Raw genomic sequence first — 24,599 nt, 5'->3', positions numbered from 1 at the left:
CGACTATGACGCAAAATAGCGCATTAACGACGCTAAAGGATTTGGCAGAGAAAGAAGTTGACGACGCAGCCCTGAGATTGGGTGAAATGCGCCGCGGTTGCCAGCAAGCGGAAGAGCAGCTAAAGATGCTGATGGATTATCAGCATGAATACCGCAACAACCTGAATAATGATATGAGCCAGGGGATCGGAGCCCAGCGCTGGCAAAACTATCAGCAGTTTATTCAGACGCTGGAAAAAGCCATTGAGCAGCATCGACAGCAACTGATGCAGTGGAATGAAAAAGTCGACACCGCACTGAATTGCTGGCGAGAGAAAAAGCAACGACTGCAGGCATGGCAAACTCTGCAGGAAAGACAAAACGCTGCCGCACTACAGGCGGAAAACCGCCTTGATCAAAAGAAAATGGATGAATTTGCACAACGCGCATCCCAGAGGAAAAATGAATGATCAACTTGCAGAAATTGCTTTCGACAGACGTGGATGCAACCTCCGGTGTGCAAACAGGTGTTGGCAAAACGAGCGGTGATACAGCACAAGATTTTCTTGCCCTGCTGGCAGGCGCCCTTGGCGGAAAAACGCTTACCGGCACCGACGCAGAGGGCAAGACAACCTTTACCCTTGCCGACCTGCAAGCCGCCAGCGGCAAATCGCTGAAAAATCTGCGCGCATTGTCTTCTGACGATGCGCAGAGTCCTGCACAGAAACTGGCAGATTTACTGGCCCGCCAGACAGTCAAAACCGATACTGATACTCTGACCACCGACGGTAAAACCCAGGTACAAGCGCTGTTATCGGGCCTGACGCCGGAAACCAAAAGCGGCGTTCTTGCTGCGCTCGGAAAAACAGAGACGGGCACTGCCACTCACGCAGCCACTGACGATGACAGCAGTGATTTAAGCGAAGAAGAGCTGGCGGGTCTTAGCGCACTGATGGCTATGCTGCCGCATCAGCAAACTGCCCAACTGACGCCGACAAAATCCACCGCTGACGTCGCCACCGCCGCCTCCAGCGCGGTGGGCGCCACAAAACGTAGCGGAGTTGATCTGGCGACCCTTGCAGCCGGTGCGCAAAAAGGCGATAACGCAAATACCGCAGCGCATGGAACGGACCTCTCTGCCGGTGATGATGTCGCCCAACAGCATGCCGGCATTTTTGGCAGCACGCTGGCCCCCGCAGCGAAACAAGATGCGGACAACGCCGCCATGACCATCAACACCACCGCCAGCGTTGCGCCTGTCGTCAGTAATGCATCATCAGCCCAGGCCAGCGCGCCGATCTCTTCTGCCGTTTTGAGCGCACCGTTAGGCAGCCATGAATGGCAACAGACGCTCAGCCAGCACGTCACTATGTTTACCCGACAGGGTCAGCAAAGCGCCGAGTTGCATCTGCACCCGGAAGATCTTGGTCAGGTACAAATCTCCCTGAAACTCGATGATAATCTGGCGCAAATTCAGATGGTGTCGCCGCACAGCCACGTTCGTCAGGCGCTGGAGGCTGCACTGCCTACGCTCAGGACATCGCTGGCTGAAAACGGCATCCAGTTGGGTCAAAGCAGCATCAGTAGCGAAAGCTTTGCCGGGCAGCAACAATCTTTTTCTCAACAGCAACACTCTTCACGCACTGGCGGCGGTAACAATCTGGCAACAGAAGACGATGAGCCGCTGATCGCGCCTGCAAGCCTGCAATCGACGGCGCGTGGTAACGGTGCAGTCGATATCTTTGCCTAAACGCCAGAGGTAGCATGATTATCCCCGTCTTTTCCGCGCTTTGACGCGGACAGGACACGGGATAATCAGACTATGAGCAGTACCTAACAGGAAGCACGTATCAGATGACTGACACCGCTATCAACAAAAAAAAACGTAAGCGTAAAATCTGGATCCCGCTATTGGTGTTAATCACCCTCGCTGCATGCGCGACTGCTGGCTATAGTTACTGGCGTATGCAACAGCATCCGTCTACGGACGCGAAGGCGGAAACAGAAGCCCCGCCGCCGCCTCCGGCACCTGTATTCTTCGCCCTTGATACCTTTACGGTAAACCTGGGCGATGCGGATCGTGTGCTGTACATCGGCATCACGCTGCGTCTGAAAGACGACGTCACGCGTGCCAGACTGAGCGAATATTTGCCAGAAGTTCGTAGCCGTTTGCTGTTGCTGTTCTCACGTCAGGATGCCTCAAAGCTCGCCACTGACGAAGGTAAGCAGCAACTGGCTACAGCGATTAAAGAAGCAATCGCAACACCGTTAGTGGCGGGGCAACCGAAACAAGAAGTCACTGACGTTCTTTATACAGCTTTCATTCTGCGGTAAAGACATGGGCGATAGCATTCTTTCTCAGGCCGAAATCGACGCGCTGCTCAACGGAGACAGCGACACGAGCGATGCTCCGAAGCCAGGTGCAAGCGGCGATAGCGATATTCGTCCCTATGACCCGAATACCCAGCGCCGCGTAGTACGTGAACGTCTGCAGGCGCTGGAGATTATTAATGAACGTTTTGCGCGTCAGTTCCGTATGGGGTTGTTTAACCTGTTGCGTCGTAGCCCGGATATTACCGTTGGCGCGATTCGCATTCAGCCCTATCACGAATTTGCGCGTAACTTGCCGGTTCCGACCAACCTTAACCTTATCCACCTTAAGCCACTGCGCGGTACGGGATTATTTGTTTTCTCCCCAAGCCTGGTCTTTATTGCGGTAGACAACTTATTTGGTGGTGACGGACGATTCCCGACGAAGGTGGAAGGCCGCGAGTTTACGCACACAGAACAGCGTGTTATTAACCGCATGTTGAAACTGGCGCTTGAGGGCTACAGTGATGCATGGAAAGCTATCCATCCGCTGGACGTTGAATATGTACGTTCAGAGATGCAGGTTAAGTTCACCAATATTACGACCTCACCTAACGACATCGTGGTGAACACGCCGTTCCATGTGGAAATCGGCAACCTGACGGGTGAGTTTAATATTTGTCTGCCATTCAGCATGATAGAGCCGCTGCGTGAAGTGCTGGTCAACCCGCCGCTGGAGAACTCCCGCTCGGAAGATCAGAACTGGCGAGACAACCTGGTGCGCCAGGTTCAGCACTCTGAGCTGGAGCTGATTGCTAATTTTGCTGATATTTCACTGCGGCTGTCGCAGATACTTAAACTCAAGCCCGGCGATGTCCTGCCGATCGAGAAACCCGATCGCATCATTGCGCATGTGGACGGAGTGCCTGTACTCACCAGCCAGTATGGCACGCTAAATGGTCAGTACGCCCTGCGTGTCGAGCATCTGATTAACCCGATTTTGAATTCGCTGAATGAGGAACAGCCCAAATGAGTGATATGAACAATCCGTCCGATGAAAACAGTAGCGCAATGGACGATCTGTGGGCTGACGCGTTGAACGAACAAAAAACCACCACCAGCAAAAGTGCAGCTGACGCTGTCTTCCAACAGCTGGGCGGCGGCGACGTCACGGGTAGCCTACAGGATATCGATCTGATTATGGATATCCCGGTCAAACTGACCGTAGAGCTTGGACGTACGCGCATGACCATTAAAGAGCTGCTGCGTCTGACGCAGGGTTCTGTGGTTGCTCTTGACGGTCTGGCCGGTGAGCCGCTGGATATTCTGATCAACGGTTACCTCATTGCGCAAGGCGAAGTTGTGGTTGTTGCGGATAAATACGGCGTACGTATTACCGATATCATTACTCCGTCTGAGCGCATGCGTCGCCTGAGCCGCTGAGGCCGCCAATGAAAACCCAGGCCACGGTTAGCCAGCCGTCAAACGTACCGGGTTCGCCACTGCTGCAAGTCAGTGGCGCGCTGGTGTTGATTCTGGCGATAATTTTTATTGTCGCCTGGCTGGCGAAGCGTCTGGGATTCGCCGGTAAATCTGCGGGTAGCCGCGGACTAAAAGTCAGTGCCACTACCTCCGTAGGGCCACGCGAGCGCGTGGTCATTGTTGAGGTGGAAGATGCGCGCCTGGTCCTGGGCGTTACCCCTTCGCAGATTAATTTACTGCACACGCTTCCTCCGGCCCCCGCCGACAATGAAGACATGAAAGAGAAGACCCCGGACTTTCAGTCCGTGATGAAGAATTTGCTTAAGCGTTCCGGGAGAACCTGATGCGCCGTTTGTTACCTTTCGCGCTGGCCGGATTATGGCTGGCTGCCCCTGCCGCATTTGCTCAACTCCCGGGCCTGGTGAGTCAACCTCTGGCCAACGGCGGACAAAGCTGGTCCCTGCCGGTGCAGACGCTGGTCTTTATCACTTCACTGACCTTCCTGCCTGCCGTACTGCTGATGATGACCAGTTTTACACGTATCATCATCGTGTTTGGTTTGCTGCGTAATGCCCTGGGTACCCCTTCCGCGCCGCCAAACCAGGTTATGCTGGGGCTGGCGTTGTTTTTAACCTTTTTTATTATGTCGCCGGTCATCGATAAGATTTACGCCGACGCTTATCAGCCCTTTAGCGAAAACAAGATTTCTGTCGATGTGGCGCTGGAGCGCGGCGCACAACCGCTGCGTGAGTTTATGCTGCGCCAGACGCGCGAAGCCGACCTCGCCCTCTTCGCCCGCTTATCCAATAGCCCGCCGATTCAGGGGCCGGAAGCCGTCTCAATGCGCATCCTGCTGCCGGCCTATGTGACCAGCGAACTCAAAACGGCCTTCCAGATTGGTTTTACGATATTCATCCCGTTTTTGATTATCGACCTGGTGATCGCCAGCGTCCTGATGGCACTGGGGATGATGATGGTGCCTCCTGCCACTATTGCGCTGCCCTTTAAGTTAATGCTGTTCGTGTTGGTGGATGGCTGGCAACTGCTGGTCGGTTCACTGGCGCAGAGTTTCTACAGTTAGGAGTGAAAGATGACACCTGAATCGGTCATGATGATTGGCACCGAGGCGATGAAAGTTGCCCTCGCACTCGCCGCGCCATTGCTCCTGGTCGCCCTGGTGACGGGTCTGATTATCAGCATCCTGCAGGCCGCTACCCAGATTAACGAAATGACTCTCTCATTCATTCCAAAAATCATTGCGGTGTTTGTGACTATCATCATTGCCGGCCCGTGGATGCTCAACCTGCTGCTGGATTATATGCGCACGTTATACAGTAACCTGCCCTATATGATTGGGTAAGCCCCGCATGTTTCATGTCACCAGCGATCAATGGCTCCAATGGCTCAGCATGTATTTCTGGCCCTTGTTGCGCATTATGGCGCTGATTATGACGGCTCCGATCCTGAGTGAGCACTCTATCCCCCGACGCGTAAAAATGGGGCTGGGTCTGGTGATCACCTTTATCGTCGCGCCGACGCTGCCCCCGGTCAACGCAACCATGTTTTCCGCGAATGGCTTCTGGCTGGCAATACAACAGCTTCTGATTGGCATAGCGCTTGGTTTTACGATGCAGTTTGCCTTCGCGACCATTCGTTATGCCGGAGAGTTGATTGGTTTACAGATGGGTCTGTCATTCGCGACCTTTGTTGATCCTACCAGCCACCTCAATATGCCTGTGCTCGCCCGCTTCATGGACATGCTGGCGATGCTGCTGTTTTTAGTTCTCAATGGTCATCTGTGGCTGATTAGTATGCTGGTGGACACCTTTCATACGCTGCCGATAGGCGGAGATCCGGTGAACAGTGATGCGTTTATGGCCATCACCCGCTCCGCGAGTATGATTTTCGTTAATGGCGTGATGCTGGCTTTGCCCATCATTACCCTGCTGCTGACCATTAACCTGGCGATGGGTTTATTAAACCGAATGTCTCCACAATTCTCCCTTTTTGTTATCGGTTTCCCGATAACATTAACGGTGGGCATTTTGCTCATGGTGGCCATGATGCCATTAATCGCGCCTTACACCGAACGTGTATTTGGTGAGGTTTTCAATCTATTAGCCGATATAGTCGGCGAACTGCCCAAGAAATAACAACCCACACATTTTATATAGCCTTCCTAAGGAAATTCCTAAAATCAATTTCGGGAATCACTCCCTACGATATACCTGACGCGGGTTAATTGTTTTTAAGGTTCTCACAGAACACAACATTTACTTTACTTTGAGATGATTCCTGGCAAATTATACGTAACTTTACGGGATAGTGGTTTCGCCTGAGGTCGTCCTGCTCATTGTTTTATTACTTTTTTGCCTGGTGGTTCAGGGACCTCTGGCGAGGGTGAATTATCGTTACGCATTGAGTGAGGGTATGCCATGTCAACGATTATTATGGATTTATGCAGTTATACCCGGTTGGGACTAACGGGGTATCTGGCAAGCCGGGGGGTAAAGAAACGAGAAATCAACGATGTAACAACCGTTGATGAGCTCGAATCGGCATGTGTGGCGTTACAACCCACGGTGGTGTTTATTAATGAGGACTGCTTTATTCACGATCCTGTCAGCAGTCAGCATATAAAAGAAATCATTACTCAACACCCCCGGACGTTATTTATTGTATTTATGGCAATAGCTAATATTCACTTTGATGAATATTTGTTAGTCCGCAAGAATTTATTGATCAGTTCCAAGTCGATAAAGCCTGAGTCCCTGGACGATATTTTGGCTGACTATCTTAGTAAAGAGAAAAAGAGTATTGGGCACATTAATTTACCCACGCTATCACTGAGTCGGACGGAATCCAGCATGCTCAAGATGTGGATGTCGGGGCAGGATACCATCCAAATATCCGATCAGATGAATATTAAAGCTAAAACGGTATCTTCCCATAAAGGTAATATTAAAAGGAAAATTAAAACGCATAATAAGCAAGTGATCTATCATGTCGTTCGTCTGACCGACAATGTAACCAGCGGTATCTTTGTGAATATGCGATAAAATTTTGAGGGATCACCCTCCTGAACGGAGGGCGAATGAAATTAATCAATCAGTTCAACAAAAATCCCGTCCGGATGACCTTTTTCATTAAAGAACCAGATACCGAGCGGGTAATCATCAAGTGACACCAGGTACATCGTACCTTCATTGAATTCTTCAATAGCCAGCACGACACCCGGACGGCGCGGACCACCGTCCGTCTTGACCGTAACCCGATCGTTTACCTTCATATCCATCCTCCTGTTTCATTTGTGCCAGTGTAGAACAATTCTCAATAGCTGGCAGCCTCCGGGCGTTTGGCTGACTATTTTTTCTACCGACTATACTGATCAATGGGCCTGACAATGAGGTGAAACGGATGAGTACAGTGAAAGAGTACAGCGACACCGCAAAACGGGACGTCAATGTCGACGTTGACGCCCTGCTGGCAGCAATCAACGAAATATGCGAGAGCGAAATCCATCGGGTTGCTGACGGCGATGGTCAGCGCGTTAGCATCGATGGGCGGGATTACCACACCTGGCGTGAACTGGCAGAGGCGTTCGAGCTTGATATTCACGACTTTAGCGTGACGGAAGTGAATCGCTAAATCGCTAAAAAGAAAAAATCCCGGTCATGGGGTGGCCGGGATAAAACTTGCTCTCGCAAGAAGCACTTGAAAATTCGTTACACCAGGGAATCTGATGTAACTGGAACCATATCCTCAAACTTATTGCATGACAAGGTAATATTCCTGGGTTGAATAATTTAGTCGCGCAATATTTACACCGAGTGCACATCCATGAGTGCCCGCGCCATGCCGCTTACCTGCATTCGGTATCGATGTTTCGCTAAGTGGCCTTACGTAAAAATGAGATTTGTCTTACCTGACTGCAAGGAGCAGACCATGCCAACGCTTGACGACCCACTGCTGGTGTTTTCCGATGTTGACGGCACACTCCAGGATAGCCACACCGGCGACTGGCAACCGGCGGCTGAGTGGCTTGCCCGGCTGCGTGAACACCATATTCCTTTGATCCTCTGTAGTAGCAAAACTGCCGCCGAGATGATGGCAGTACAACGCATGCTGGGTCTGGAAGGCCTGCCCTTTATTGCCGAGAACGGCGCTGTTATTCAGCTTGATGAACACTGGCAGGATCACGAAAACTATCCGCGTATCATGACAGGCTCTTCCCACGACGAAATTACAAAAGTTCTCATTGAACTGCGCAGTCGCGATGGCTACAAGTTCACGACCTTTAGCGAAATGGACGAGCACATTCTGGCTGATGTCACCGGTCTTCCACCAGCGCAAGCCGCGCTCGCCCGTTTGCAGGAAGCGTCTGAAACCTTAATCTGGCGGGATAGCGATGAACAGATGCAGATTTTCGACGCTGAACTGGCCCAGCTCGGCTTACGTTTCGTGCAGGGGGCCAGGTTCTGGCATGTCCTTGATGAACGTAGCGGCAAAGACCAGGCAGTGAACTGGTTAATACGCCAGTATCGTCATTATGACGGTACGAGTCATATCACCCTGGGATTAGGGGATGGTCCCAACGATGCGCCGCTGTTGGATAGCGTCAATTTCGCTATTGTGGTGAAAGGGCTGAACCGTGAGGGGATCCGCTTACAATATGATACCCCTGAGCGGGTATACCACTGCGCCCTTGAAGGCGCAGCGGGGTGGCGGGAAGGAATGGATTATGTGTTGGGCAGTGGCGACACGCCGTCCTCGGCGCAAACCTGATTGCGACCGTTATTTTTTGCCTGATATAAACGGCTGTCGGCAACAGACTGGAGATATTCGAAATCATAGTTGCCGCCTTCCTGCGCGCCAGATACGCCGAGGGAGGCGGTAACGCGAATGGTTTTACTCTTTTGAACAAAAATTTCTTTGTCGCTGATACGCTGGCGGATTTTTTCTGCCACCACGGTCGCATCCAGGAGCGTCGCCCCGGGCAGCAATACACAAAACTCTTCCCCCCCGACTCGCCCGGCCACATCCTGCTCGCGGATCGATTTACCAATCAAGCCCGCAGCATAAGACAACACCAGATCCCCGGCCTGGTGACCAAAGCGATCGTTGACCCGCTTAAAATGGTCAAGGTCAATTTGAATCACCGAGAGCGGGAGATTTTGCGCAGCACACTCCTTTGTCAGCACCCGGGCGCGCTCAAACAACGCGCCGCGATTATTCAGTCGCGTCAATGGGTCATACCAGGCCTGCCATTGCAATGTATGCTGGAGCTGGAACATATTGCTGACCATCTGCCGGATAACGCCCCACGAGAGCAACAGCAGAGTGGTAAACAGGAGCCACAATAAAGCCAGGGCGAGACTGATACTGCCAAAATCACCGCGCAACCCCTCACGCAACGTCTGGATACGCAGCACACTACCTTCGAAATGTTTGAGTTTTTCCCAGCTCACGAAACGCGTCCCCAGGCGCAAGCCGCCCGCTGTGTCTTTGGCCATTTCCCGTTTCAGCTGCGCCCGTTCCTCACTGGAAAATTGTTGGTTCGCGGTTCCGCGCTCTGCGGTAGTCGTAAGCAAAGCAAACTGCGCATCATACAGTTGGTATTCGCCTCTATCCTGATTCTGTCGCGCTTCGGTCAGTAATGCCTTCATTGATGACACAGGAAAACTCATTGATAGAACGCCATACCAGTCGTTTTGATGATCCAGCGGCACACTGGCGGTCACCAGCGAATCGGCAAGACTCAGTTCGTGCGCTTCGTCACTAAACCAACGTACACCGCGCAGTTTGTTTTCACGCTCACTTTGCCCGCTAAACCAGGGGCTGGTCAGATACTGGTAATACTGCTGAACAATTTCATTATTGTTCCCGACTGGTAATGTGGAGATAAAAAAACCCGCACGGGAGACATAGAGCGCACGACGCGGAAACATAGTGGCACTGGAGGCAAAACGGAACAGATAACCGAGCTCCATTGCGGCAGTCAGTTCATTATGCAATAGCGGGTTATCGCGGCTTAACGAGGCGCTTTGCTCGACAAAATAGTCTGACACACCATATAAAGGCAGCGTCCGGCGGTTATCCAGCACTATTTGCCAGTAAGGCAGCATGCGCTTCTGTTCAAACTCCGCCTGTATGTTACGTAAAACATCGAAAGCGAGCGGCGTTTGTAGCGCAGACTGCATACCGTTGCGGAAAAATAGCAGACGGTCGATACCTACCTGCATCTGCCTGTCCAGCACATTGGCAACATTATCCAGCGCGTTACGCTGACTGACGACATACGCGCCTTTCATCACAATGACTTCACGCCATGTCAGCACCGTAGAACAGACCAGCACAATAACAAAACAGAGATTCACGACCCGGCTGGGAACAAACCAGGTTTTGACAAACGCAAGTCGCGGAGGACTTTTAACGACTTTTTCCTGCCCCACAAAGACTCCCTGAATAAACGCAACGCTGAATGCGTTATGCGATTGCCAACGGCAAATAACTGAAAGAAGAAAAACGCCCGGGCATGCCGGGCGTTTTAGATGGCTATGCCTCTTCGCAAAGCTTTCGTCCTTCACCGGGAAGCAGTTCATCTTCCCGGAAGGCTTCACGTTTTACGACGTAACCGTCATACCAGCGACACTCCACCATCCCGCTGGAATAACCGGTGACAATCATGCACTGCCCACCATTTTTTGCTTTTACTTCATCACTGACCAAAAAGACCATCTTTGCCTCCTGTATCAGGGTGAAACGATTTCACCTTAGACGAAGTTTCAACCTTTTGCGTAGTGGCAAAATCGAGAATTCAGGCATGCGTACCACGCAGTCGTGCAATAAGTTTCACCGCTAATAAGACTATCGCACCGATGATAAAACCCAATACCAGATTAGCCAGCACGGGGAGCAATGCCGCAACGAAGGTATTACTGCCTTGCGCCATGTGTTCAATGGCGTGGTGTAACGGCGCAATACCGTGAACCACAATGCCGCCGCCAACCAGGAACATGGCCAGCGTCCCGACGACCGACAATATTTTCATTAGCCAGGGCGCAATAAATAACAAGCTTTTGCCCAGCGCCTGCGCAAGCGCCGCGCGTTTTTCTGCCAGCCAGTACCCCATATCGTCAAGCTTGACAATAATGCCCACCAGGCCATACACCCCAATCGTGACCAGCACCGCAATTCCGGACAGAATCAGCACCTGATTTAACAGCGGCGCTTCAGCCACAATACCCAGGGTGATAGCGACAATTTCTGCCGACAGAATAAAATCGGTGCGGATTGCGCCTTTAACTTTATCGCGTTCAAATTCGCGCGGATCTTGTGAGGCCATCGCATTCAGCCGCTGTTCGCGCGCTTCCTGCGTTTCTTTATGTTTACGGGCCTCAAGGGTGTGCAATACTTTCTCGACACCTTCAAAACACAAAAACGCCCCGCCAATCATTAATAACGGCGTAACGGCCCAGGGGATAAAAGCGCTGATCAATAGCGCCAGCGGCACCAGAATCACTTTATTGAGCAGTGACCCTTTTGCGACGCTCCAGACGACGGGTAATTCGCGGTTTGCGCGTACGCCGGTGACCTGCTGGGCATTGAGGGAGAGGTCGTCACCCAGTACGCCAGCGGTCTTTTTTGCCGCCAGTTTACCCATCACCGAAATGTCATCCAGCAATGTAGCGATGTCATCGAGTAAAGTTAATAAGCTACTTCCTGCCAAAATGGTCTTCCTTATTGATTATCTGCGATTTTTTGCCTGTTGATTCTCTAAGTATGATGTAAAAAAGCCACAGCGAAAATCCTCAAGCGTAAGACAACAAAAATTTAACAGATAAAATACAATTAACCACTCGCCAGGGCGATAGTTTTGGCGTTTACTATATGCCTCCTTTTTATTTTGCTGTGAGTGAGTATGCATTTCAGGCAAGTTCTACCGCTTATTGGTGCACTTTTTGCGCTGTATATCATTTGGGGTTCCACGTACTTTGTTATTCGCATCGGGGTTGAAAGCTGGCCACCGTTTATGATGGCTGGCGTACGTTTCCTTTCTGCCGGCATTTTACTCATGGCATTCTTGCTTATTACGGGCCATAAACTCCCCCGGCTGCGTCCTTTGCTTAATGCGGCGCTGATTGGCGTGTTATTACTTGCCGTCGGTAACGGTTTTGTGACCGTTGCGGAACATCAGAACGTCCCTTCCGGCATCGCTGCCGTCGTCGTAGCGACCGTTCCGCTCTTTACGCTCTGCTTTAGTCATTTTTTTGGTATTCAGACCCGCAAATTAGAATGGATGGGGATTGCTATTGGCCTTGCGGGTATCATCCTGCTTAATAGCGGCGGCAACCTGAGCGGTAATCCCTGGGGTGCGCTGATGATCCTTGTCGGCTCGCTGAGCTGGGCATTCGGTTCCGTCTACGGTTCACGTATTGAATTACCCACCGGCATGATGGCTGGCGCAATCGAAATGCTGGCAGCAGGCCTCGTCTTGTTGACCGCCTCCGTACTCAGCGGCGAGAGGATGACCACACTACCGACGGTGCAGGGCTTTATGGCGGTCGGCTATCTGGCCATCTTCGGTTCTGTGATTGCCATCAATGCCTATATGTACCTGATACGCAATGTCAGCCCGGCTATCGCCACCAGCTATGCCTACGTTAACCCGGTTGTGGCCGTTTTGCTTGGTACCGGTTTTGGCGGCGAACATCTTTCCAGCATCGAGTGGCTCGCGCTCGGAATTATCATTATGGCTGTCGTACTGGTGACGCTGGGGAAATACCTTCTCCCTGCCCGACCCGTGATTAGCCCTTGTGAAGCGGAAAAGTAACGTTCATTGATGAATGCCCAGTGTGTCGATCTGCGCGGCGTCACCGCCCCCGCAGATCCACTCCTCGAGCCGCTCGGCCAGTGCATCGTCCGTTAATTTAAGCCGCCCGCGTAGCGCACATTCCCAGACAATGAGTACGCGCCACCCCTGCTCTCGCAGCAATGCGCTATCGCGGTTGTCACGCACGACATTTTTACCTATTTTTTCCAGCCAGAATTCAGTACGCGTCGCGGGCACTTTAAATAAATAGCACTCGTGGTGATGCCAGAAACAGCCGTGGGTAAAGATGACGGCGCGATATTCGTCCAGCACAAAATCAGGGCGTCCAGGTAACGCAGCATCCTGGACACGGAATGTCAGGCCAAGCATCTCCAGCAGCGAAGCAAGCCGTTTTTCGATTGCCGTGTCACGGGTGGCAATGGCACGCATGTTTTTGCTGCGCGTCGCTTTATCGTGGACATCTGCCATGTGCTCCCCCTCGTTTTACCGACCTGGTTTATGATGACCAAAACGATGCAAGACTTCGTTATCCAGCCCGTGGTAATCACCCTGTAATTCAGCGCTGATTTTTGCCATAAACTGCACCAGATAATCGGCATTATGCTGCGCCAGCGCTCTCCCCTTTTCCGTCTGCATGGTGGCGGGCAGCGTCAGCAGCTTGGTGCGAAAATGGTCAAGCGCATAACGTTTATCGTTGAGTTCACGCCCGTCGGCAAAGGGATCGCGACTATCAAATAAGGCGACACCCAGCGAACCGGCAACCGCAAAAACGCGTGCCAGCCCAATGGCGCCTAGCGCTTCAAGTCTGTCGGCATCCTGAACAATTTTCGCCTCCGGCGTTTGTGGCGCGATCCCGGCGCTGTAGCTGTGCGCCTCAATAGCGTGACGCACCGCAGGGTAGCGTTCTTCCGGGAAATGCTGAAAATCCGCGCGCAGAATAGCTACCGTTTTTTCCGCCGCCATACGCGAGGCTAAGGACCGCCGTGGATCATTTTTTGCCAGGCTGACGATATCGTGAAAATAACAGGCCGTCAGAATCACCAGCGCGTCTACTTCCTGCCCCTCCATAAGATGCTGCGCGGTACGCCAGACCCGGCGAAAATGGGCGACATCGTGGGCGGCATCCGTCTGGCTATAATGTTGTCCGACCCATGTGTCGAAACACTGCTGCCAGTCAGTTAATGTCATGGTTACTCCATCCAGGGAAAACCGTAACCATAGCATCATTTTATTTCATTGCTTATGCGTTCGTCCCACGAGGGCGGGTATACCATGCAATCCCACCCAATATGAGCCCTACTGTGCCGAAAGTCAGGAGACTGAGTAATGCCAGTATCCATTGGCCCGGTTCAGTATCGAACAACATCCCCGCCGGTATTGCAGCGGTACGATTGGCAGTCCAGACAATCTGCGCAAGGCTCCAGATAAAATGCAGGCAAAACAACCAGAAAGCCCATAGGGCCAATTTCCCCCCGGGGCCGCGTATCTTTTTTTCTGGATCCTCATCTTTCCTGGCGCTCTTCATCATCACTGCAACAACACTATATAATTTCACTATAAATGTGATGTACATCACAATACACTGGTCTTCGGGGTTTTTCAAAAGTGTTTATCCAGTCAGACTCAACAAAAAGAGCATAAATTGATCTTGCGCAACTGACCTTTTTTGCGTTGTTTTTCACCGCAATCATTCAACCTGAAAATAATTAAGATGCATTTAGCCTGTTTCATATATAGAAAAGAGTCATATAAATTGACGGTATATTTATCTTAGATTCTGTGGCACTATTTCACGACTATCAGTATTGAGTTACTTCTGAGTTATTCATCATTCTTTTCCGCACTATTTCGCCTGGGGATCTCTCAGGCTTTTTTTCACCTTTTATGTTCGCCACGAAAATATAAACCACTCAAAGATAAGCACATCAAATAAAATGCGTTAAAACTATATACCCAAGAGAATCATACACAATAAAAATACAATAAAATCAACTAACTAAATGCTTTACTATTTTAAAATTCATAATCTAAATACCATCCCAAATAGAAACATTTTGCAATATTTTAAATAATTTACTTACATTTTTGACGTAAAAATTAATGAACTTAATAGAATAGTATTCAGTTTGTAATTTCGGATGAAATTGCAATTATTCATATAAATTATGATCTCAAGGGAATAGATTATGAAAAGAAAAGTACTGGCAATCTTAGTGCCCGCATTATTAGCTGCGGGTGCAGCAAATGCGGCAGAAATTTATAATAAGAATGGTAATAAAGTCGATTTCTACGGAAAAATGGTCGGCGAGCGTGGCTGGACCAATACCGATAACCACAACAGCGAAAACGAAGATTCCTCTTACGCGCGTATCGGCGTTAAAGGCGAAACCCAGATCCACAGCGAGCTGACCGGTTTCGGTCAGTTTGAATACAACATGGACGCCAGCAAACCAGAAGGCGGCCAGGAGTCAAAAACGCGTCTGGCCTTCGCGGGCCTGAAATTCGGCAACTACGGTTCATTTGATTATGGGCGTAACTACGGCGTGGCCTATGACGTTGCGGCATACACCGATATGCTGGTCGGCTGGGGTGGCGATTCCTGGGCTGCTTCCGATAACTTTATGACCGGTCGTACCAACGGTGTCGCCACTTACCGCGTCACCGACTTCTTTGGTGAAGTGGATGGGCTGAACCTGGCGCTGCAATATCAAGGCAAAAACAGCAACCGCGATGTTAAGAAACAGAATGGCGACGGCTACAGCATGTCCGCCTCTTATGAATTCGACGGCTTTGGCTTTGCTGCAACCTACGGCAAATCTGACCGTACCGATGAACAGTCCGCCGACCGCAAAGGCGATAACGCCGAAGTCTGGTCCATCGCGGCAAAATACGATGCAAACAATGTTTATGCTGCCATGATGTACGGTGAAACCCGCAATATGACGGTAGAAAACGATAGTCAGTTTGCCAATAAAACGCACAACTTCGAAGCCGTTGTACAATACCAGTTCGACTTTGGCCTGCGCCCGTCTCTGGGTTACGTCTACTCTAAAGGCGAAGACCTGAGCCGTCGTGGTAGTTTCAAAGGTGGTGATGCCGCTCGCGTAAACTACATCGAGCTTGGCACCTGGTATTACTTCAACAAAAACATGAACGTTTATGCGGCCTATCAGTTTAATCTGCTGAACGACACACACTATGTGAAATCAACAGGCACTGATAAAGACGATAAATTCCTGATGGGTATCGTTTACCAGTTCTAATCGTACTTTTCCTTCAAGGCCCGCTGCAAGCGGGCTTTTTTGTGGCAAAAGCACAGGCCTGCCGCAAAATAAAGCGTGTAATGATAAAATTTACTGGAGTAATGAGAAAAACATCTGTGACGAGAGTCGTTGAAAGCAAGGCGCGTAACTGATTGAATAATGGCGGAGAGAGGGGGATTTGAACCCCCGGTAGAGTTGCCCCTACTACGGTTTTCGAGACCGTCCCGTTCAGCCGCTCCGGCATCTCTCCGTTTCAATGGTTGCCATGATGCCAGGTAATTTGGCATTTTAACAGACCCTGTCCCGTTAATTTGGTTCAAGTGGCGAGTTTGCGAGCAAAGCGATGATTAAGTGGCCCTGGAAAACAAAGGAAGCCTCTCACGGTGCGGAATTCCCATGGGAAGACGCGTTAAATATCCCCGTGTTAGCGAGCCTTTCTTTAGATGAACAAGAGAGACTGGTTCAACTTGCAGACCGTTTTTTGCAGCAAAAGCGGTTAGTTGCCTTGCAAGGTTTCGAACTGGATGCGCTAAAGAGCGCGCGTATCAGCATGCTCTTTTGCCTGCCGGTACTGGAACTCGGCCTTGAATGGCTGGATGGTTTCCATGAAGTGCTCATCTACCCTGCTCCTTTTGTCGTTGACGACGAATGGGAAGATGGCATTGGACTGGTGCATAGCCAGCGCGTCGTTCAGTCGGGGCAAAGCTTTCAGCAGGGGCCGATTGTCCTGAACTGGCTGGATATTCAGGATTCGTTCGATGCATCGGGTTTTAACCTGATCATTCACGAAGTCGCACACAAGCTCGATACCCGTAATGGCGATCGGGCAAACGGTATTCCGCTCATCCCTCTGCGTGAAGTCGCGGCCTGGGAGCATGACCTGCATGCGGCAATGGAAAACATTCAGGATGAGATCGATCTGGTGGGAGAAAGCGCGGCCAGTATTGATGCCTATGCCGCAACCGACCCTGCGGAATGTTTTGCCGTACTGTCGGAATATTTTTTCAGCGCACCTGAATTGTTCGCCCCACGTTTCCCGGCGCTCTGGCAACGTTTCTGTCAGTTTTATGCTCAGGATCCGTTATCACGTCTGCGCGATCGCCCTTTCTCAGCGAATGACCCCGTTAACCGTGTACACTAAAAAGGCAATCTGCGCTTTAATTCACCAATTGAATCAGCAGGTTAAATTAGGTATTGACACATATGAACGTGGCAAGTAGTATGCGCCCCGTTCACACGATTCCTCTGTAGTTCAGTCGGTAGAACGGCGGACTGTTAATCCGTATGTCACTGGTTCGAGTCCAGTCAGAGGAGCCAAATTCAGAAAACCCGCTTAAGGCAACTTAAGCGGGTTTTTGTTTTTGTGGCTTCATACTCCTTTCTCTGCCAGCGCCTGCAACTCGCCTTTCAGCCAGTCTGTTGCCGCCCGCTTACCGCTGCGCTTATGTGAATAAATTTTTACTTCAAATGGCGGCACGGCAAAGGGCAGATCGAAGATGGCTAACTGCGCCGCCTGGTTCATCTTTCCGGCAGCAAAACGCGGGATGGCGAGCAACAGATTGCTCTGCTCAATAATGAAGGGCGCGCTGAGCATTGAGGGCGTTTTTATCGCCACCTGCCGCGTGTGTCCCATCCGCTCAAGTTGCAGATCCAAAATACCCTGCTTCTCGTTCCAGGGGGTGACTACCAGATGGCTGGCCGCAAGGTAATCCGCCAGCGTCAGTCGGGTGCGCTGACTGTTGCTGATGACGACATACTCATCTTCAAACCAGACAATTTCATCCAGTTCTGCGTGCACCGCATCATCTGGCGCACTAAACCCCAGCGCCAGATCAATCTCCCCGGCAAGTAACTCCGTCAACGCCGGGCTGTGCGGCAAATAGCGCAACTCAAAACGCAGACCCGGAGCCGTCTCCTGCAGCCGATTCATCAAAGCCGGAAAGATACAAAAAGCGGTGAAATCCGTAATCGCAATCTGGAAGCAGTCGCTGCTGCTGGCAGCGTCAAACGCAGGTTGCGGCGTCAACTCCTGATTCAGGGACTTTAACGCCGTGGCGATTGCTGGCGCCAGTTGGGTCGCATATACACTGGGGCACATCCGGTGGCCTTCACGGTAAAACAGTGGGTCATTTAACGTGACACGTAGCCGCGAGAGCGCATGGCTGAGCGCAGAAGTACTCATCGCCAGCTCTTCGGCGGCCGCTCTGACGGAACGGTGCCGGTAGATGGCGTCAAAAACAGGCAAAAGGTTCAGATCGAGGCGTCGCAGAGCATGATGCATAATATTCATCAACCAGTGATTTCATTGCACTTAATTCTTTTAACAATAACCCTTATGCTTAACGCCAGCAATTTGAACCCACGCATAACGGACAGGAAGAGAAATGAGCATCACGATTCGCCAGGCACGCCCAACGGACGCAAAAGCCATCTATGACATGATTTATGAACTGGCGGTATACGAAAAAGCCCCGGAAGAGGTGGTGACCACCCCGGACGAAATCAACGCCACGTTATTTGGCGCTGACAGTAAAACTGAAGCGTTAATCTGTGAGATTGATGGCAACGTGGCGGGCTATGCAGTCTTCTTCACCAGCTATTCAACCTGGCTCGGACGCAACGGTATCTATATGGAAGATTTGTACATTACCCCTGATTATCGCGGCGTCGGAGCAGGTAAAGCTTTGTTGAAATACATTGCGCAATGCGCGGTGCAGCGCAAATGTGGTCGTCTGGAATGGAGCGTGCTCGACTGGAACAAACCCGCGATTGATTTCTACCTGAGCATCGGCGCACTGCCGCAAAACGAGTGGGTACGCTATCGTCTTGATGGCGATGCGCTGCTGAAATTCGCGGAATAACCGGCAACACGCGGATCCCCCGACGCCATCAGCTCGCGGGGGATACTGTGCTCAAATCTGGTAATCAATCACCTCTTCGTCCGGTTCCATCACCTGACGTTTGATGTCCTCAACCGACAGTCCTGCATTACAGAGTTCGATAAAGCGCCAGACATAGTTGCGCTGCAGTTGACCACGTTTAAGGCCAAGCCAGACGGTATTGGCATCGAACAAATGACGCGTGTCCAGGCGTACCAGTTTGCCCTCTTCGTTCTCCCCGCTCGACTGCTCGGCCACCAGTCCGACACCCAGCCCCAATTCAACGTAGGTTTTGATGACATCGGAATCCTGGGCGCTGAGCACGATATCCGGCAGCAACCCCTTGCGGCCAAAAGCTTCATCAATACGAGAACGTCCGGTGATCCCCTGCCGGTAGGTGATGAGCGGCCAACGGCTGATTTCTTCCAGCGTAAGCGGGGAGGTTTGCAGTAATGGATGATCTTTCGGGACCAGCAGGCTGTGGTGCCAGCGAAACCAGGGAAAGGCGGCGAGCGTACTGTCATTACTGAGTCGCTCACTGGCGATGCCGATGTCCGCGCCACCATTGTGCAGCAACGTCTCAATCTCCTGTGGCGTCCCCTGAATCAGCTCAAGACGGACCTCGGGAAACAGCGCACGGAACGATTTAATCACCGTCGGCAAGCTGTAGCGGGCCTGCGTATGCGTTGTCGCAATCGTCAGCACGCCGGATGTGTCATTCGTGAAAAGATCGGCGAGGCGGCGCACATTGCTCGCCTCGTTAAGAATACGTTCGGCTATCACCAACAGCGCTTTACCCGGCTCGGTCATCCCCAGCAGCCGTTTGCCCCGACGGATGAAGATCTCAATCCCCAGCTCTTCTTCAAGCTCGCGGATATGACGACTCACCCCGGATTGCGATGTATAGAGCATGTTAGCGACTTCGGTGAGATTATAATCCCGGCGCGCCGCTTCCCGGATAATTTTCAGTTGCTGGAAATTCACCTTTCCCTCCAGGCCCATCAGACATGACGCTATTGTTAAAGTCTGAGGCCTGGCAGAACAAATAATAAAAACCAGCATGTTATTCCGTAATGGAATAACGCTTAACTCACCAGTTGCAACTCCTGGTTATCCATAGCCGGGCGGCTTACCAGAGACATAAGAATATCTTTTACCGCCTGTGCCTGTGGCGAGAGCGTACCGCGGGCAGAAACGTTCAGAGAGAGCGGTAACGTCATCGACGGCGTGGTAATCCGCGCCATCCAGCCATTGGCCGCACTGCTCAGGGAGCGGGCAGCAGATTCCGGCAGCACCGTCACCCCCATACCACTGGCAATCGCCGCCGTCAGGGTGGCGATAGACTCAATTTCACCAATGATTTTTGCCGTCAGACGACGCAAGGAGAACGCTTCATCAACGCGCAGACGTACCGCGCTGTAATCACGCGGCAGGAACAGATTCATCTCCGCCACGGCTGTTAAATCAACGCTTTGCCCCGGGCAATCGCGTGTACCGACCAGATAAAGATCCTCTTTCAGCAGCGGCAAGCTGGTGATCCCGGAACCCGGCGCGCGCTCATACAGCACGGCCATGTCGAGTTGACCACTCAGGAGTTTATCGTTCAGAACCGTACCGCTGTTTTCATGCAAATACACGGTCACTTCCGGTAATTCTGAGCGTACCGCCTGCAGCAGCGGCATCGTAACGGAAGAAGCTGCCGTACCCGGTGCAAGTCCTATGGAGACCTGTCCACGCAGGCATTGCCCGACATTGTTCACCGCTAACTGTGCCTGCTCGCACTGACGCAGGATAGTCCGCGCATGGGCATAGAGGATCTTGCCCGCTTCGGTTGGCGTCACGCCGCGCTTGGTGCGAATCAGCAGTTGTTGATCCAATTCACCCTCAAGCGTAGCCACCTGCTGGCTCAGCGCGGGCTGTGCGATATGCAGTACCTCAGCGGCCTGAGTCAGGCTGCCGATATCGACGATTTTTACGAAGTATTTCAGGCGTCTTAAGTTCATTTTGCCTCCTGTTCGGAATACCAGTGCCAACGCCGGCAGTCATGTTGTCGGAGGAGTTGCAATATGCTTGCCAGTTTTAGATAAGTCATCCGACCATCGCTAACAGGCTGGATAATAAGAGATTCTGATAATTCCAGGGATCTGATTACTGAAACAGTGGTTTGCCAGATGCCCCATAAGAGACTCCTCTGCCTCATGATGGTGCAAACGCTTTGCGAATTGCCGGTCTCTCAGGCGCATTGTTGAAATAGTCAGCAAACAGTATGTGAAAGGTATTGCGCCCTTTGACAAGGCGATCAGGCATCGTTAATATGCGCCCCGTTCACACGATTCCTCTGTAGTTCAGTCGGTAGAACGGCGGACTGTTAATCCGTATGTCACTGGTTCGAGTCCAGTCAGAGGAGCCAAATTTGAAAACCCGCTTAAGGCAACTTAAGCGGGTTTTTGCTTTTCAGCACAGCACGTCCTGTTAATTCGACAAATCCGCGGCGGGTACTTATTCTTACTTAATGTTTTACCGGAACATGCCGATAATACTGTGAGGCTTTGTCCTCGCACTGTTAGATTTTTTGTTTGTTAACAATAGGATGATCGAAATGGATACATTACAAATCGCATCATTATCGACCAGTCTCAGTGCTTATAATCTCCAGAACCAGGTCAGCACCATTGTCCTGAGAAAAGCACTGGATAACCAGGAGGCGACGGCAACCGGTATCATTAATCAGATACCTCAGGTGCCGGCAAATCCATCAATTGGTCGTCACGTGAATACCACCGCATAAGCAAGTTTGCCCCATGACGCGTGCGTTCATTGGGCATTCCTGAGTACCTATGCTGCCAGGGCCCGCCCAAATGCGGGCTTTTTTTATGTGGGTTTACAACCGTTCTTTACTCACACCAAAGCTGTGCGCGGGCTCGCTGATGTTCACCGGCATCCCGGAACGGCGCTCAAGCACCTCCGCCGCTTTCAGCGCATCCACGCCCTCGCCTTTAATGACAGCATGCAGCGTCGGCGTCAGCGGCAACGGGACTTTATGGGTGGATTCAAACTCAGCGCGATTGCGCGATAACGGTTCATGAACTTCAATCCAGCGGCTACCGTCCGGCTCCACGGTGGCTTTCACCGGCTGGTCAATCAACTGCACTCGGGTACCTACCGGCACATTGTCGAAGAGATATTTGATGTCGTCGTTACGCAGACGAATGCAGCCCTGACTTACGCGCAGCCCGATACCAAAATTGGCGTTGGTCCCGTGAATGGCATACAGCTTACCGATGTAGATGGCATAAAGTCCCATCGGGTTATCCGGCCCGGCAGGCACCATCGCGGGCAGCGTTTTCCCCTCTTTGGCATATTCGCGACGAGTATTCGGCGTAGGAGACCAGGTAGGCCCCTCCTGCTTACGTTCTACTGCGGTCACCCAGTTACGCGGTGTTTCGCGCCCGGCCTGGCCAATGCCGATCGGCAGGATCTCTACCGTATTGCTGTCTTTGGGATAGTAGTAAAGGCGCATTTCAGCGACGTTCACCACGATGCCCTGGCGTACGGTGTCAGGCAAAATGACCTGCTGTGGTATCACCAGTTCAGAACCTGCTTTTGGCAGGAAGGGATCAACGCCGGGATTGGCCTCCAGCATGTTGCTCAGCCCCTGGCCGTACTGCGCGGCAAAGGCCTCCAGCGGCAATGTATTGCCCTGCGGCACCGTGGCAACCTGCACGCTGCCAACCAGGCGACTCCCTTCAGGTGGCAATGGGTAGCTCACCGCCAGCACACTCTGACTGACGAGCAAAATAAACAGGCCATAAAACAATTTCATACGACGCATGATTTCCTTTCCTCAGATGCGACAGGCATAGCCTAATCATAGCCTTTTTTGTCCTTGTCTCGCTAATGCGCAAGGGTTATACCGCAACGGGCAGGCTCTGAACGTGGTTCCCCTTTCTTCGCTTGCTTCACACTTCAATTGCGCGTAGGCTTTCAGCCAATTAAAACCAATCGGTCTAAATTATGAGTAGCGAAACGATCGTTGCACAAAAACCCCGTCGTGGCAGGCCTCCGAAGGTCGAACGCGCATTTACCGATACCCGCCAGGCGTTGATTCGCTCAGGTCTGGCGGTGTTGACGGAGACAGGGTATTTGTCTGCAGGTATCGATGCGGTCATTAAAAATATCGCCGTGCCGAAGGGATCGTTTTACCACTGCTTTCAGAGCAAACAGGAATTTGGCCTGGCGGTGCTCGCGGCCTACGGTTCATTTTTTGCCCATAAACTGGACAAATTTCTGCTTGATTCCACCGTGCCGCCACTTGAACGGATGGCGGCTTTTGTTCTTCATGCGGGTCAGGGCATGGCGAAATACCAGTTCCGCCGGGGTTGTCTTGTTGGCAATCTTTTACAGGAAGCCCCCCTCTTACCCGAAGCATTCCCCCAACGATTAATCGCGATCCTCGATGAGTGGGAAACGCGCGTCGCCCGTTGCTTTACCGAGGCGCAGACGCAGGGCGTTATTCCGCAGGATGCCTCACCGGAAAAACTGGCGCGGGTGTTCTGGTCCGGCTGGGAAGGCGCGGTGATGCGCGCCAAATTGTTCCAGTCCGCCGAGCCGCTCAATCAGTACTGGGAATTCTTTTTGCACAGCACTACTCAAAAATAACACCTGCACAGGACGGCCCTGGCGCCGAAAAACACAGTCAGACGAGGAATACTCAGTCATGAAAGCTTTAGTTCTGGAACAGATTGAAAACAAAACCCTGGCAGCCGTGAAAGATATCACTCTGCCCGCCCTCGCCGACGGCGATGTACTGGTCGATATCGACTGGTCAAGCCTGAATTACAAAGACGCGCTGGCTATCACCGGCAAAGGGAAAATTATTCGTCAGTTCCCGATGGTGCCGGGTATTGATTTCTCTGGCCGCGTCAGCGAAAGCCGCGATCCGCGCTTTACCCAGGGGCAGTCAGTGATCCTCACCGGTTGGGGCGTGGGTGAAAATCACTGGGGCGGCCTGGCCGCACAAGCGTGTGTTAAAGGCGACTGGCTGGTTTCCCTGCCAGAAGCGTTAAGCGCGCGCAACGCTATGATTATTGGTACCGCAGGCTTTACCGCCATGCTGTGCGTGGATGCGCTGGTTGACGCAGGCGTGAAACCGGAAAGCGGCAAAGTGCTGGTCACCGGGGCCAGCGGCGGCGTGGGCAGCACCGCCGTTGTGCTGTTGAAAGCGCTGGGTTACACCGTTGTGGCGGTTTCTGGCCGTGAATCAACCCACGCTTACCTGCGCCAGTTGGGTGCAGATGAAATTTTACCGCGCAGTGATTTCGAAGAGACCCGTCCGCTGGAAAAACAACTTTGGGCTGGTGCCGTTGATACCGTCGGCGGCAAAGTGCTGGCAAAAGTACTGGCACAAACCCACTACCGTGGCTGTGTTGCCGCCTGCGGCCTGGCGGGCGGCTTCGATCTGCCAACGACCGTAATGCCGTTTATCCTGCGTAACGTTCGCCTGCAGGGGGTAGATTCGGTGATGGTGCCAACCGCTGAGCGCGCTGCGATCTGGACGCGTCTGGCCAGCCTGTTGCCGGAAAGCTATTACCAGCAGGCATCCACCGAAATCGCTCTGGAACACGCGCCGGCGTTTGCCGCCGATTTACTGAGTAATAAGATTCAGGGCCGTACGCTGGTGAAAATCAACGGCTAACGCTGTCCCCCGGCGCGCGCCGTCGCGCCGGTTCCTGACCACATGCCCCATTCACCCTCTTACGATTTCCGTGCGCCATACGCGACGATGGCGTTGAGGACAGGCATCCTCCGAAACCCGTTATGCGGCGTTATTGTTTCATAAAGCTGTGACATACT

29 protein-coding genes, 3 tRNA genes and 1 pseudogene are annotated in these 24,599 nt (G+C 52.0%); 21 read left to right on the top strand and 12 right to left on the bottom strand.

All coding sequences use genetic code 11. From position 1 onward, the window contains the following. The first annotated feature begins 5 nt into the window (after window positions 1-5). The 10 genes from fliJ to rcsA all read left to right on the top strand — a co-directional run bounded on the left by fliJ (window position 6) and on the right by rcsA (window position 6,830). Entirely contained in the window at window positions 6-449 is a 444-nt protein-coding gene (fliJ, locus tag L2097_RS03210) for a flagellar export protein FliJ (RefSeq protein WP_047369779.1), read from the top strand. Further along, the gene (gene fliK / locus L2097_RS03205; RefSeq protein WP_250352111.1) at window positions 446-1,729 is read left to right on the top strand and encodes a flagellar hook length control protein FliK; all 1,284 of its coding nucleotides are present in this window, start codon (window positions 446-448) and stop codon (window positions 1,727-1,729) included. The genes fliJ and fliK overlap by 4 nt, the downstream gene beginning before the upstream one ends. Before the next feature lie 104 nt (window positions 1,730-1,833). Continuing rightward, complete coding sequence (gene fliL / locus L2097_RS03200; RefSeq protein ID WP_047369777.1) at window positions 1,834-2,313, top strand: flagellar basal body-associated protein FliL; 480 nt, start codon at window positions 1,834-1,836, stop codon at window positions 2,311-2,313. A 4-nt stretch (window positions 2,314-2,317) separates the two neighbouring features. Next, window positions 2,318-3,322 (top strand): flagellar motor switch protein FliM, encoded by a 1,005-nt coding sequence (fliM, locus tag L2097_RS03195; RefSeq protein WP_047369776.1) that lies wholly within the window; start codon window positions 2,318-2,320, stop codon window positions 3,320-3,322. Beyond that, window positions 3,319-3,732, top strand: a complete 414-nt coding sequence (fliN, locus tag L2097_RS03190; RefSeq protein WP_047369775.1) for a flagellar motor switch protein FliN — start codon at window positions 3,319-3,321, stop codon at window positions 3,730-3,732. The genes fliM and fliN overlap by 4 nt, the downstream gene beginning before the upstream one ends. An 8-nt stretch (window positions 3,733-3,740) precedes the next feature. Next, entirely contained in the window at window positions 3,741-4,115 is a 375-nt protein-coding gene (gene fliO, locus L2097_RS03185) for a flagellar biosynthetic protein FliO (protein ID WP_047369774.1), read from the top strand. Next, window positions 4,115-4,852 (top strand): flagellar type III secretion system pore protein FliP, encoded by a 738-nt coding sequence (gene fliP / locus L2097_RS03180; RefSeq protein WP_047369773.1) that lies wholly within the window; start codon window positions 4,115-4,117, stop codon window positions 4,850-4,852. The genes fliO and fliP overlap by 1 nt, the downstream gene beginning before the upstream one ends. A gap of 9 nt (window positions 4,853-4,861) precedes the next feature. After that, a complete protein-coding gene (fliQ, locus tag L2097_RS03175) occupies window positions 4,862-5,131 on the top strand; it encodes a flagellar biosynthesis protein FliQ (RefSeq protein WP_041851836.1) in 270 nt (89 codons plus the stop codon). Between the two features lie 7 nt (window positions 5,132-5,138). After that, the gene (gene fliR, locus L2097_RS03170) at window positions 5,139-5,924 is read left to right on the top strand and encodes a flagellar biosynthetic protein FliR (RefSeq protein ID WP_085007040.1); all 786 of its coding nucleotides are present in this window, start codon (window positions 5,139-5,141) and stop codon (window positions 5,922-5,924) included. Window positions 5,925-6,206: 282 nt separating this feature from the next. Next, window positions 6,207-6,830: a transcriptional regulator RcsA gene (gene rcsA / locus L2097_RS03165; RefSeq protein ID WP_041851838.1), complete on the top strand. Its 624-nt coding sequence runs from the start codon at window positions 6,207-6,209 to the stop codon at window positions 6,828-6,830. Between the two features lie 41 nt (window positions 6,831-6,871). Here the strand turns inward: rcsA and dsrB are convergent, their stop codons facing one another. Beyond that, window positions 6,872-7,060, bottom strand: coding sequence for a protein DsrB (gene dsrB, locus L2097_RS03160; RefSeq protein WP_047369771.1), 189 nt, complete (start codon window positions 7,058-7,060; stop codon window positions 6,872-6,874). A gap of 128 nt (window positions 7,061-7,188) precedes the next feature. Here dsrB and yodD point away from each other — a divergent pair, with 128 nt between their 5' ends. Together yodD and L2097_RS03150 are read left to right on the top strand one after the other, a co-directional pair. Next, window positions 7,189-7,419 (top strand): YodD family peroxide/acid resistance protein, encoded by a 231-nt coding sequence (yodD, locus tag L2097_RS03155; protein WP_047369770.1) that lies wholly within the window; start codon window positions 7,189-7,191, stop codon window positions 7,417-7,419. Between the two features lie 297 nt (window positions 7,420-7,716). Then, on the top strand, window positions 7,717-8,556 hold the full coding sequence (locus L2097_RS03150) for a mannosyl-3-phosphoglycerate phosphatase-related protein (protein ID WP_047369769.1): 840 nt from the start codon (window positions 7,717-7,719) through the stop codon (window positions 8,554-8,556). Here L2097_RS03150 and dgcQ read toward each other — a convergent pair. The 3 genes from dgcQ to L2097_RS03135 all read right to left on the bottom strand — a co-directional run bounded on the left by dgcQ (window position 8,511) and on the right by L2097_RS03135 (window position 11,500). Next, window positions 8,511-10,223, bottom strand: coding sequence for a cellulose biosynthesis regulator diguanylate cyclase DgcQ (gene dgcQ, locus L2097_RS03145; protein WP_502799286.1), 1,713 nt, complete (start codon window positions 10,221-10,223; stop codon window positions 8,511-8,513). The two genes, L2097_RS03150 and dgcQ, sit on opposite strands and share 46 nt — an antisense overlap. A 103-nt stretch (window positions 10,224-10,326) precedes the next feature. Further along, the gene (locus L2097_RS03140; protein ID WP_047369767.1) at window positions 10,327-10,509 is read right to left on the bottom strand and encodes a YodC family protein; all 183 of its coding nucleotides are present in this window, start codon (window positions 10,507-10,509) and stop codon (window positions 10,327-10,329) included. 79 nt (window positions 10,510-10,588) lie between these two features. Next, entirely contained in the window at window positions 10,589-11,500 is a 912-nt protein-coding gene (locus L2097_RS03135) for a DUF808 domain-containing protein (protein WP_250352110.1), read from the bottom strand. Between the two features lie 192 nt (window positions 11,501-11,692). Here L2097_RS03135 and yedA point away from each other — a divergent pair, with 192 nt between their 5' ends. Continuing rightward, window positions 11,693-12,604, top strand: coding sequence for a drug/metabolite exporter YedA (yedA, locus tag L2097_RS03130; RefSeq protein ID WP_085007037.1), 912 nt, complete (start codon window positions 11,693-11,695; stop codon window positions 12,602-12,604). A gap of 3 nt (window positions 12,605-12,607) precedes the next feature. On the opposite strand, the gene L2097_RS03125 is transcribed toward yedA, so the two are convergent. From L2097_RS03125 to drpB, 3 genes are read right to left on the bottom strand one after another with little or no spacing between them, the layout of a single operon-like run. Next, window positions 12,608-13,072 carry a very short patch repair endonuclease gene (locus tag L2097_RS03125; RefSeq protein WP_085007036.1) on the bottom strand — a complete coding sequence of 155 codons (465 nt, stop codon included), beginning with the start codon at window positions 13,070-13,072 and terminating at the stop codon, window positions 12,608-12,610. A 15-nt stretch (window positions 13,073-13,087) separates the two neighbouring features. Continuing rightward, window positions 13,088-13,792: a phosphohydrolase gene (locus tag L2097_RS03120; protein WP_250352109.1), complete on the bottom strand. Its 705-nt coding sequence runs from the start codon at window positions 13,790-13,792 to the stop codon at window positions 13,088-13,090. A 52-nt stretch (window positions 13,793-13,844) separates the two neighbouring features. After that, on the bottom strand, window positions 13,845-14,129 hold the full coding sequence (gene drpB / locus L2097_RS03115) for a cell division protein DrpB (RefSeq protein WP_250353123.1): 285 nt from the start codon (window positions 14,127-14,129) through the stop codon (window positions 13,845-13,847). A gap of 661 nt (window positions 14,130-14,790) precedes the next feature. Here drpB and L2097_RS03110 point away from each other — a divergent pair. Further along, on the top strand, window positions 14,791-15,867 hold the full coding sequence (locus tag L2097_RS03110; protein ID WP_250352108.1) for a porin: 1,077 nt from the start codon (window positions 14,791-14,793) through the stop codon (window positions 15,865-15,867). Window positions 15,868-16,027: 160 nt separating this feature from the next. Here the strand turns inward: L2097_RS03110 and L2097_RS03105 are convergent. Then, window positions 16,028-16,117, bottom strand: a tRNA-Ser gene (locus tag L2097_RS03105). A gap of 93 nt (window positions 16,118-16,210) precedes the next feature. Here L2097_RS03105 and mtfA point away from each other — a divergent pair. After that, the gene (mtfA, locus tag L2097_RS03100) at window positions 16,211-17,008 is read left to right on the top strand and encodes a DgsA anti-repressor MtfA (RefSeq protein ID WP_047369724.1); all 798 of its coding nucleotides are present in this window, start codon (window positions 16,211-16,213) and stop codon (window positions 17,006-17,008) included. 100 nt (window positions 17,009-17,108) lie between these two features. Next, a tRNA-Asn gene (locus tag L2097_RS03095) sits at window positions 17,109-17,184 on the top strand. Window positions 17,185-17,236: 52 nt separating this feature from the next. On the opposite strand, the gene L2097_RS03090 is transcribed toward L2097_RS03095, so the two are convergent. Continuing rightward, window positions 17,237-18,160, bottom strand: a complete 924-nt coding sequence (locus L2097_RS03090; RefSeq protein WP_250352107.1) for a LysR family transcriptional regulator — start codon at window positions 18,158-18,160, stop codon at window positions 17,237-17,239. 91 nt (window positions 18,161-18,251) lie between these two features. On the opposite strand from L2097_RS03090, the gene L2097_RS03085 reads away from it, so the two are divergent. Next, window positions 18,252-18,728 carry a GNAT family N-acetyltransferase gene (locus L2097_RS03085; protein ID WP_250352106.1) on the top strand — a complete coding sequence of 159 codons (477 nt, stop codon included), beginning with the start codon at window positions 18,252-18,254 and terminating at the stop codon, window positions 18,726-18,728. Window positions 18,729-18,779: 51 nt separating this feature from the next. Here L2097_RS03085 and cbl read toward each other — a convergent pair whose 3' ends face one another. Then, window positions 18,780-19,730, bottom strand: a complete 951-nt coding sequence (cbl, locus tag L2097_RS03080; RefSeq protein WP_041851852.1) for an HTH-type transcriptional regulator Cbl — start codon at window positions 19,728-19,730, stop codon at window positions 18,780-18,782. 101 nt (window positions 19,731-19,831) lie between these two features. Beyond that, on the bottom strand, window positions 19,832-20,749 hold the full coding sequence (nac, locus tag L2097_RS03075) for a nitrogen assimilation transcriptional regulator NAC (RefSeq protein WP_047369721.1): 918 nt from the start codon (window positions 20,747-20,749) through the stop codon (window positions 19,832-19,834). A gap of 331 nt (window positions 20,750-21,080) precedes the next feature. Here nac and L2097_RS03070 point away from each other — a divergent pair. Both L2097_RS03070 and L2097_RS03065 read left to right on the top strand, forming a co-directional pair. Then, window positions 21,081-21,156, top strand: a tRNA-Asn gene (locus L2097_RS03070). Window positions 21,157-21,345: 189 nt separating this feature from the next. Further along, entirely contained in the window at window positions 21,346-21,534 is a 189-nt protein-coding gene (locus L2097_RS03065; RefSeq protein ID WP_041851854.1) for a YjfB family protein, read from the top strand. Window positions 21,535-21,627: 93 nt separating this feature from the next. On the opposite strand, the gene ldtA is transcribed toward L2097_RS03065, so the two are convergent. Then, on the bottom strand, window positions 21,628-22,578 hold the full coding sequence (gene ldtA, locus L2097_RS03060; protein ID WP_250352105.1) for a L,D-transpeptidase: 951 nt from the start codon (window positions 22,576-22,578) through the stop codon (window positions 21,628-21,630). A gap of 182 nt (window positions 22,579-22,760) precedes the next feature. Between ldtA and acuR the strand changes: the two are divergent. Further along, window positions 22,761-23,467, top strand: a pseudogene (gene acuR / locus L2097_RS03055) (acrylate utilization transcriptional regulator AcuR). Then, entirely contained in the window at window positions 23,464-24,441 is a 978-nt protein-coding gene (acuI, locus tag L2097_RS03050) for an acrylyl-CoA reductase (NADPH) (RefSeq protein WP_502799285.1), read from the top strand. The pseudogene acuR and the gene acuI overlap by 4 nt, the downstream one beginning before the upstream one ends. The last annotated feature ends 158 nt before the right edge of the window (window positions 24,442-24,599 follow it).

This window comes from Citrobacter sp. MNAZ 1397, from assembly GCF_023613995.1.
GTDB lineage: Bacteria > Pseudomonadota > Gammaproteobacteria > Enterobacterales > Enterobacteriaceae > Phytobacter > Phytobacter ursingii.
This window is presented reverse-complemented; position numbering and strand designations above follow the sequence as displayed.

Excerpts from the sequence above, each read along its gene's own strand:
- yodD (WP_047369770.1), top strand. The coding sequence starts at position 7,189 with ATGAGTACAGTGAAAGAGTACAGCGACACCGCAAAACGGGACGTCAAT.
- nac (WP_047369721.1), bottom strand. The coding sequence starts at position 20,749 with ATGAACTTAAGACGCCTGAAATACTTCGTAAAAATCGTCGATATCGGC.
- L2097_RS03150 (WP_047369769.1), top strand. The coding sequence starts at position 7,717 with ATGCCAACGCTTGACGACCCACTGCTGGTGTTTTCCGATGTTGACGGC.
- fliL (WP_047369777.1), top strand. The coding sequence starts at position 1,834 with ATGACTGACACCGCTATCAACAAAAAAAAACGTAAGCGTAAAATCTGG.
- acuI (WP_502799285.1), top strand. The coding sequence starts at position 23,464 with ATGAAAGCTTTAGTTCTGGAACAGATTGAAAACAAAACCCTGGCAGCC.
- fliM (WP_047369776.1), top strand. The coding sequence starts at position 2,318 with ATGGGCGATAGCATTCTTTCTCAGGCCGAAATCGACGCGCTGCTCAAC.
- L2097_RS03085 (WP_250352106.1), top strand. The coding sequence starts at position 18,252 with ATGAGCATCACGATTCGCCAGGCACGCCCAACGGACGCAAAAGCCATC.
- fliO (WP_047369774.1), top strand. The coding sequence starts at position 3,741 with ATGAAAACCCAGGCCACGGTTAGCCAGCCGTCAAACGTACCGGGTTCG.
- fliJ (WP_047369779.1), top strand. The coding sequence starts at position 6 with ATGACGCAAAATAGCGCATTAACGACGCTAAAGGATTTGGCAGAGAAA.
- dsrB (WP_047369771.1), bottom strand. The coding sequence starts at position 7,060 with ATGAAGGTAAACGATCGGGTTACGGTCAAGACGGACGGTGGTCCGCGC.
- L2097_RS03125 (WP_085007036.1), bottom strand. The coding sequence starts at position 13,072 with ATGGCAGATGTCCACGATAAAGCGACGCGCAGCAAAAACATGCGTGCC.
- fliN (WP_047369775.1), top strand. The coding sequence starts at position 3,319 with ATGAGTGATATGAACAATCCGTCCGATGAAAACAGTAGCGCAATGGAC.
- L2097_RS03065 (WP_041851854.1), top strand. The coding sequence starts at position 21,346 with ATGGATACATTACAAATCGCATCATTATCGACCAGTCTCAGTGCTTAT.
- L2097_RS03110 (WP_250352108.1), top strand. The coding sequence starts at position 14,791 with ATGAAAAGAAAAGTACTGGCAATCTTAGTGCCCGCATTATTAGCTGCG.
- ldtA (WP_250352105.1), bottom strand. The coding sequence starts at position 22,578 with ATGCGTCGTATGAAATTGTTTTATGGCCTGTTTATTTTGCTCGTCAGT.
- rcsA (WP_041851838.1), top strand. The coding sequence starts at position 6,207 with ATGTCAACGATTATTATGGATTTATGCAGTTATACCCGGTTGGGACTA.
- L2097_RS03120 (WP_250352109.1), bottom strand. The coding sequence starts at position 13,792 with ATGACATTAACTGACTGGCAGCAGTGTTTCGACACATGGGTCGGACAA.
- drpB (WP_250353123.1), bottom strand. The coding sequence starts at position 14,129 with ATGAAGAGCGCCAGGAAAGATGAGGATCCAGAAAAAAAGATACGCGGC.
- fliP (WP_047369773.1), top strand. The coding sequence starts at position 4,115 with ATGCGCCGTTTGTTACCTTTCGCGCTGGCCGGATTATGGCTGGCTGCC.
- fliR (WP_085007040.1), top strand. The coding sequence starts at position 5,139 with ATGTTTCATGTCACCAGCGATCAATGGCTCCAATGGCTCAGCATGTAT.
- yedA (WP_085007037.1), top strand. The coding sequence starts at position 11,693 with ATGCATTTCAGGCAAGTTCTACCGCTTATTGGTGCACTTTTTGCGCTG.
- mtfA (WP_047369724.1), top strand. The coding sequence starts at position 16,211 with ATGATTAAGTGGCCCTGGAAAACAAAGGAAGCCTCTCACGGTGCGGAA.
- fliQ (WP_041851836.1), top strand. The coding sequence starts at position 4,862 with ATGACACCTGAATCGGTCATGATGATTGGCACCGAGGCGATGAAAGTT.
- fliK (WP_250352111.1), top strand. The coding sequence starts at position 446 with ATGATCAACTTGCAGAAATTGCTTTCGACAGACGTGGATGCAACCTCC.
- L2097_RS03140 (WP_047369767.1), bottom strand. The coding sequence starts at position 10,509 with ATGGTCTTTTTGGTCAGTGATGAAGTAAAAGCAAAAAATGGTGGGCAG.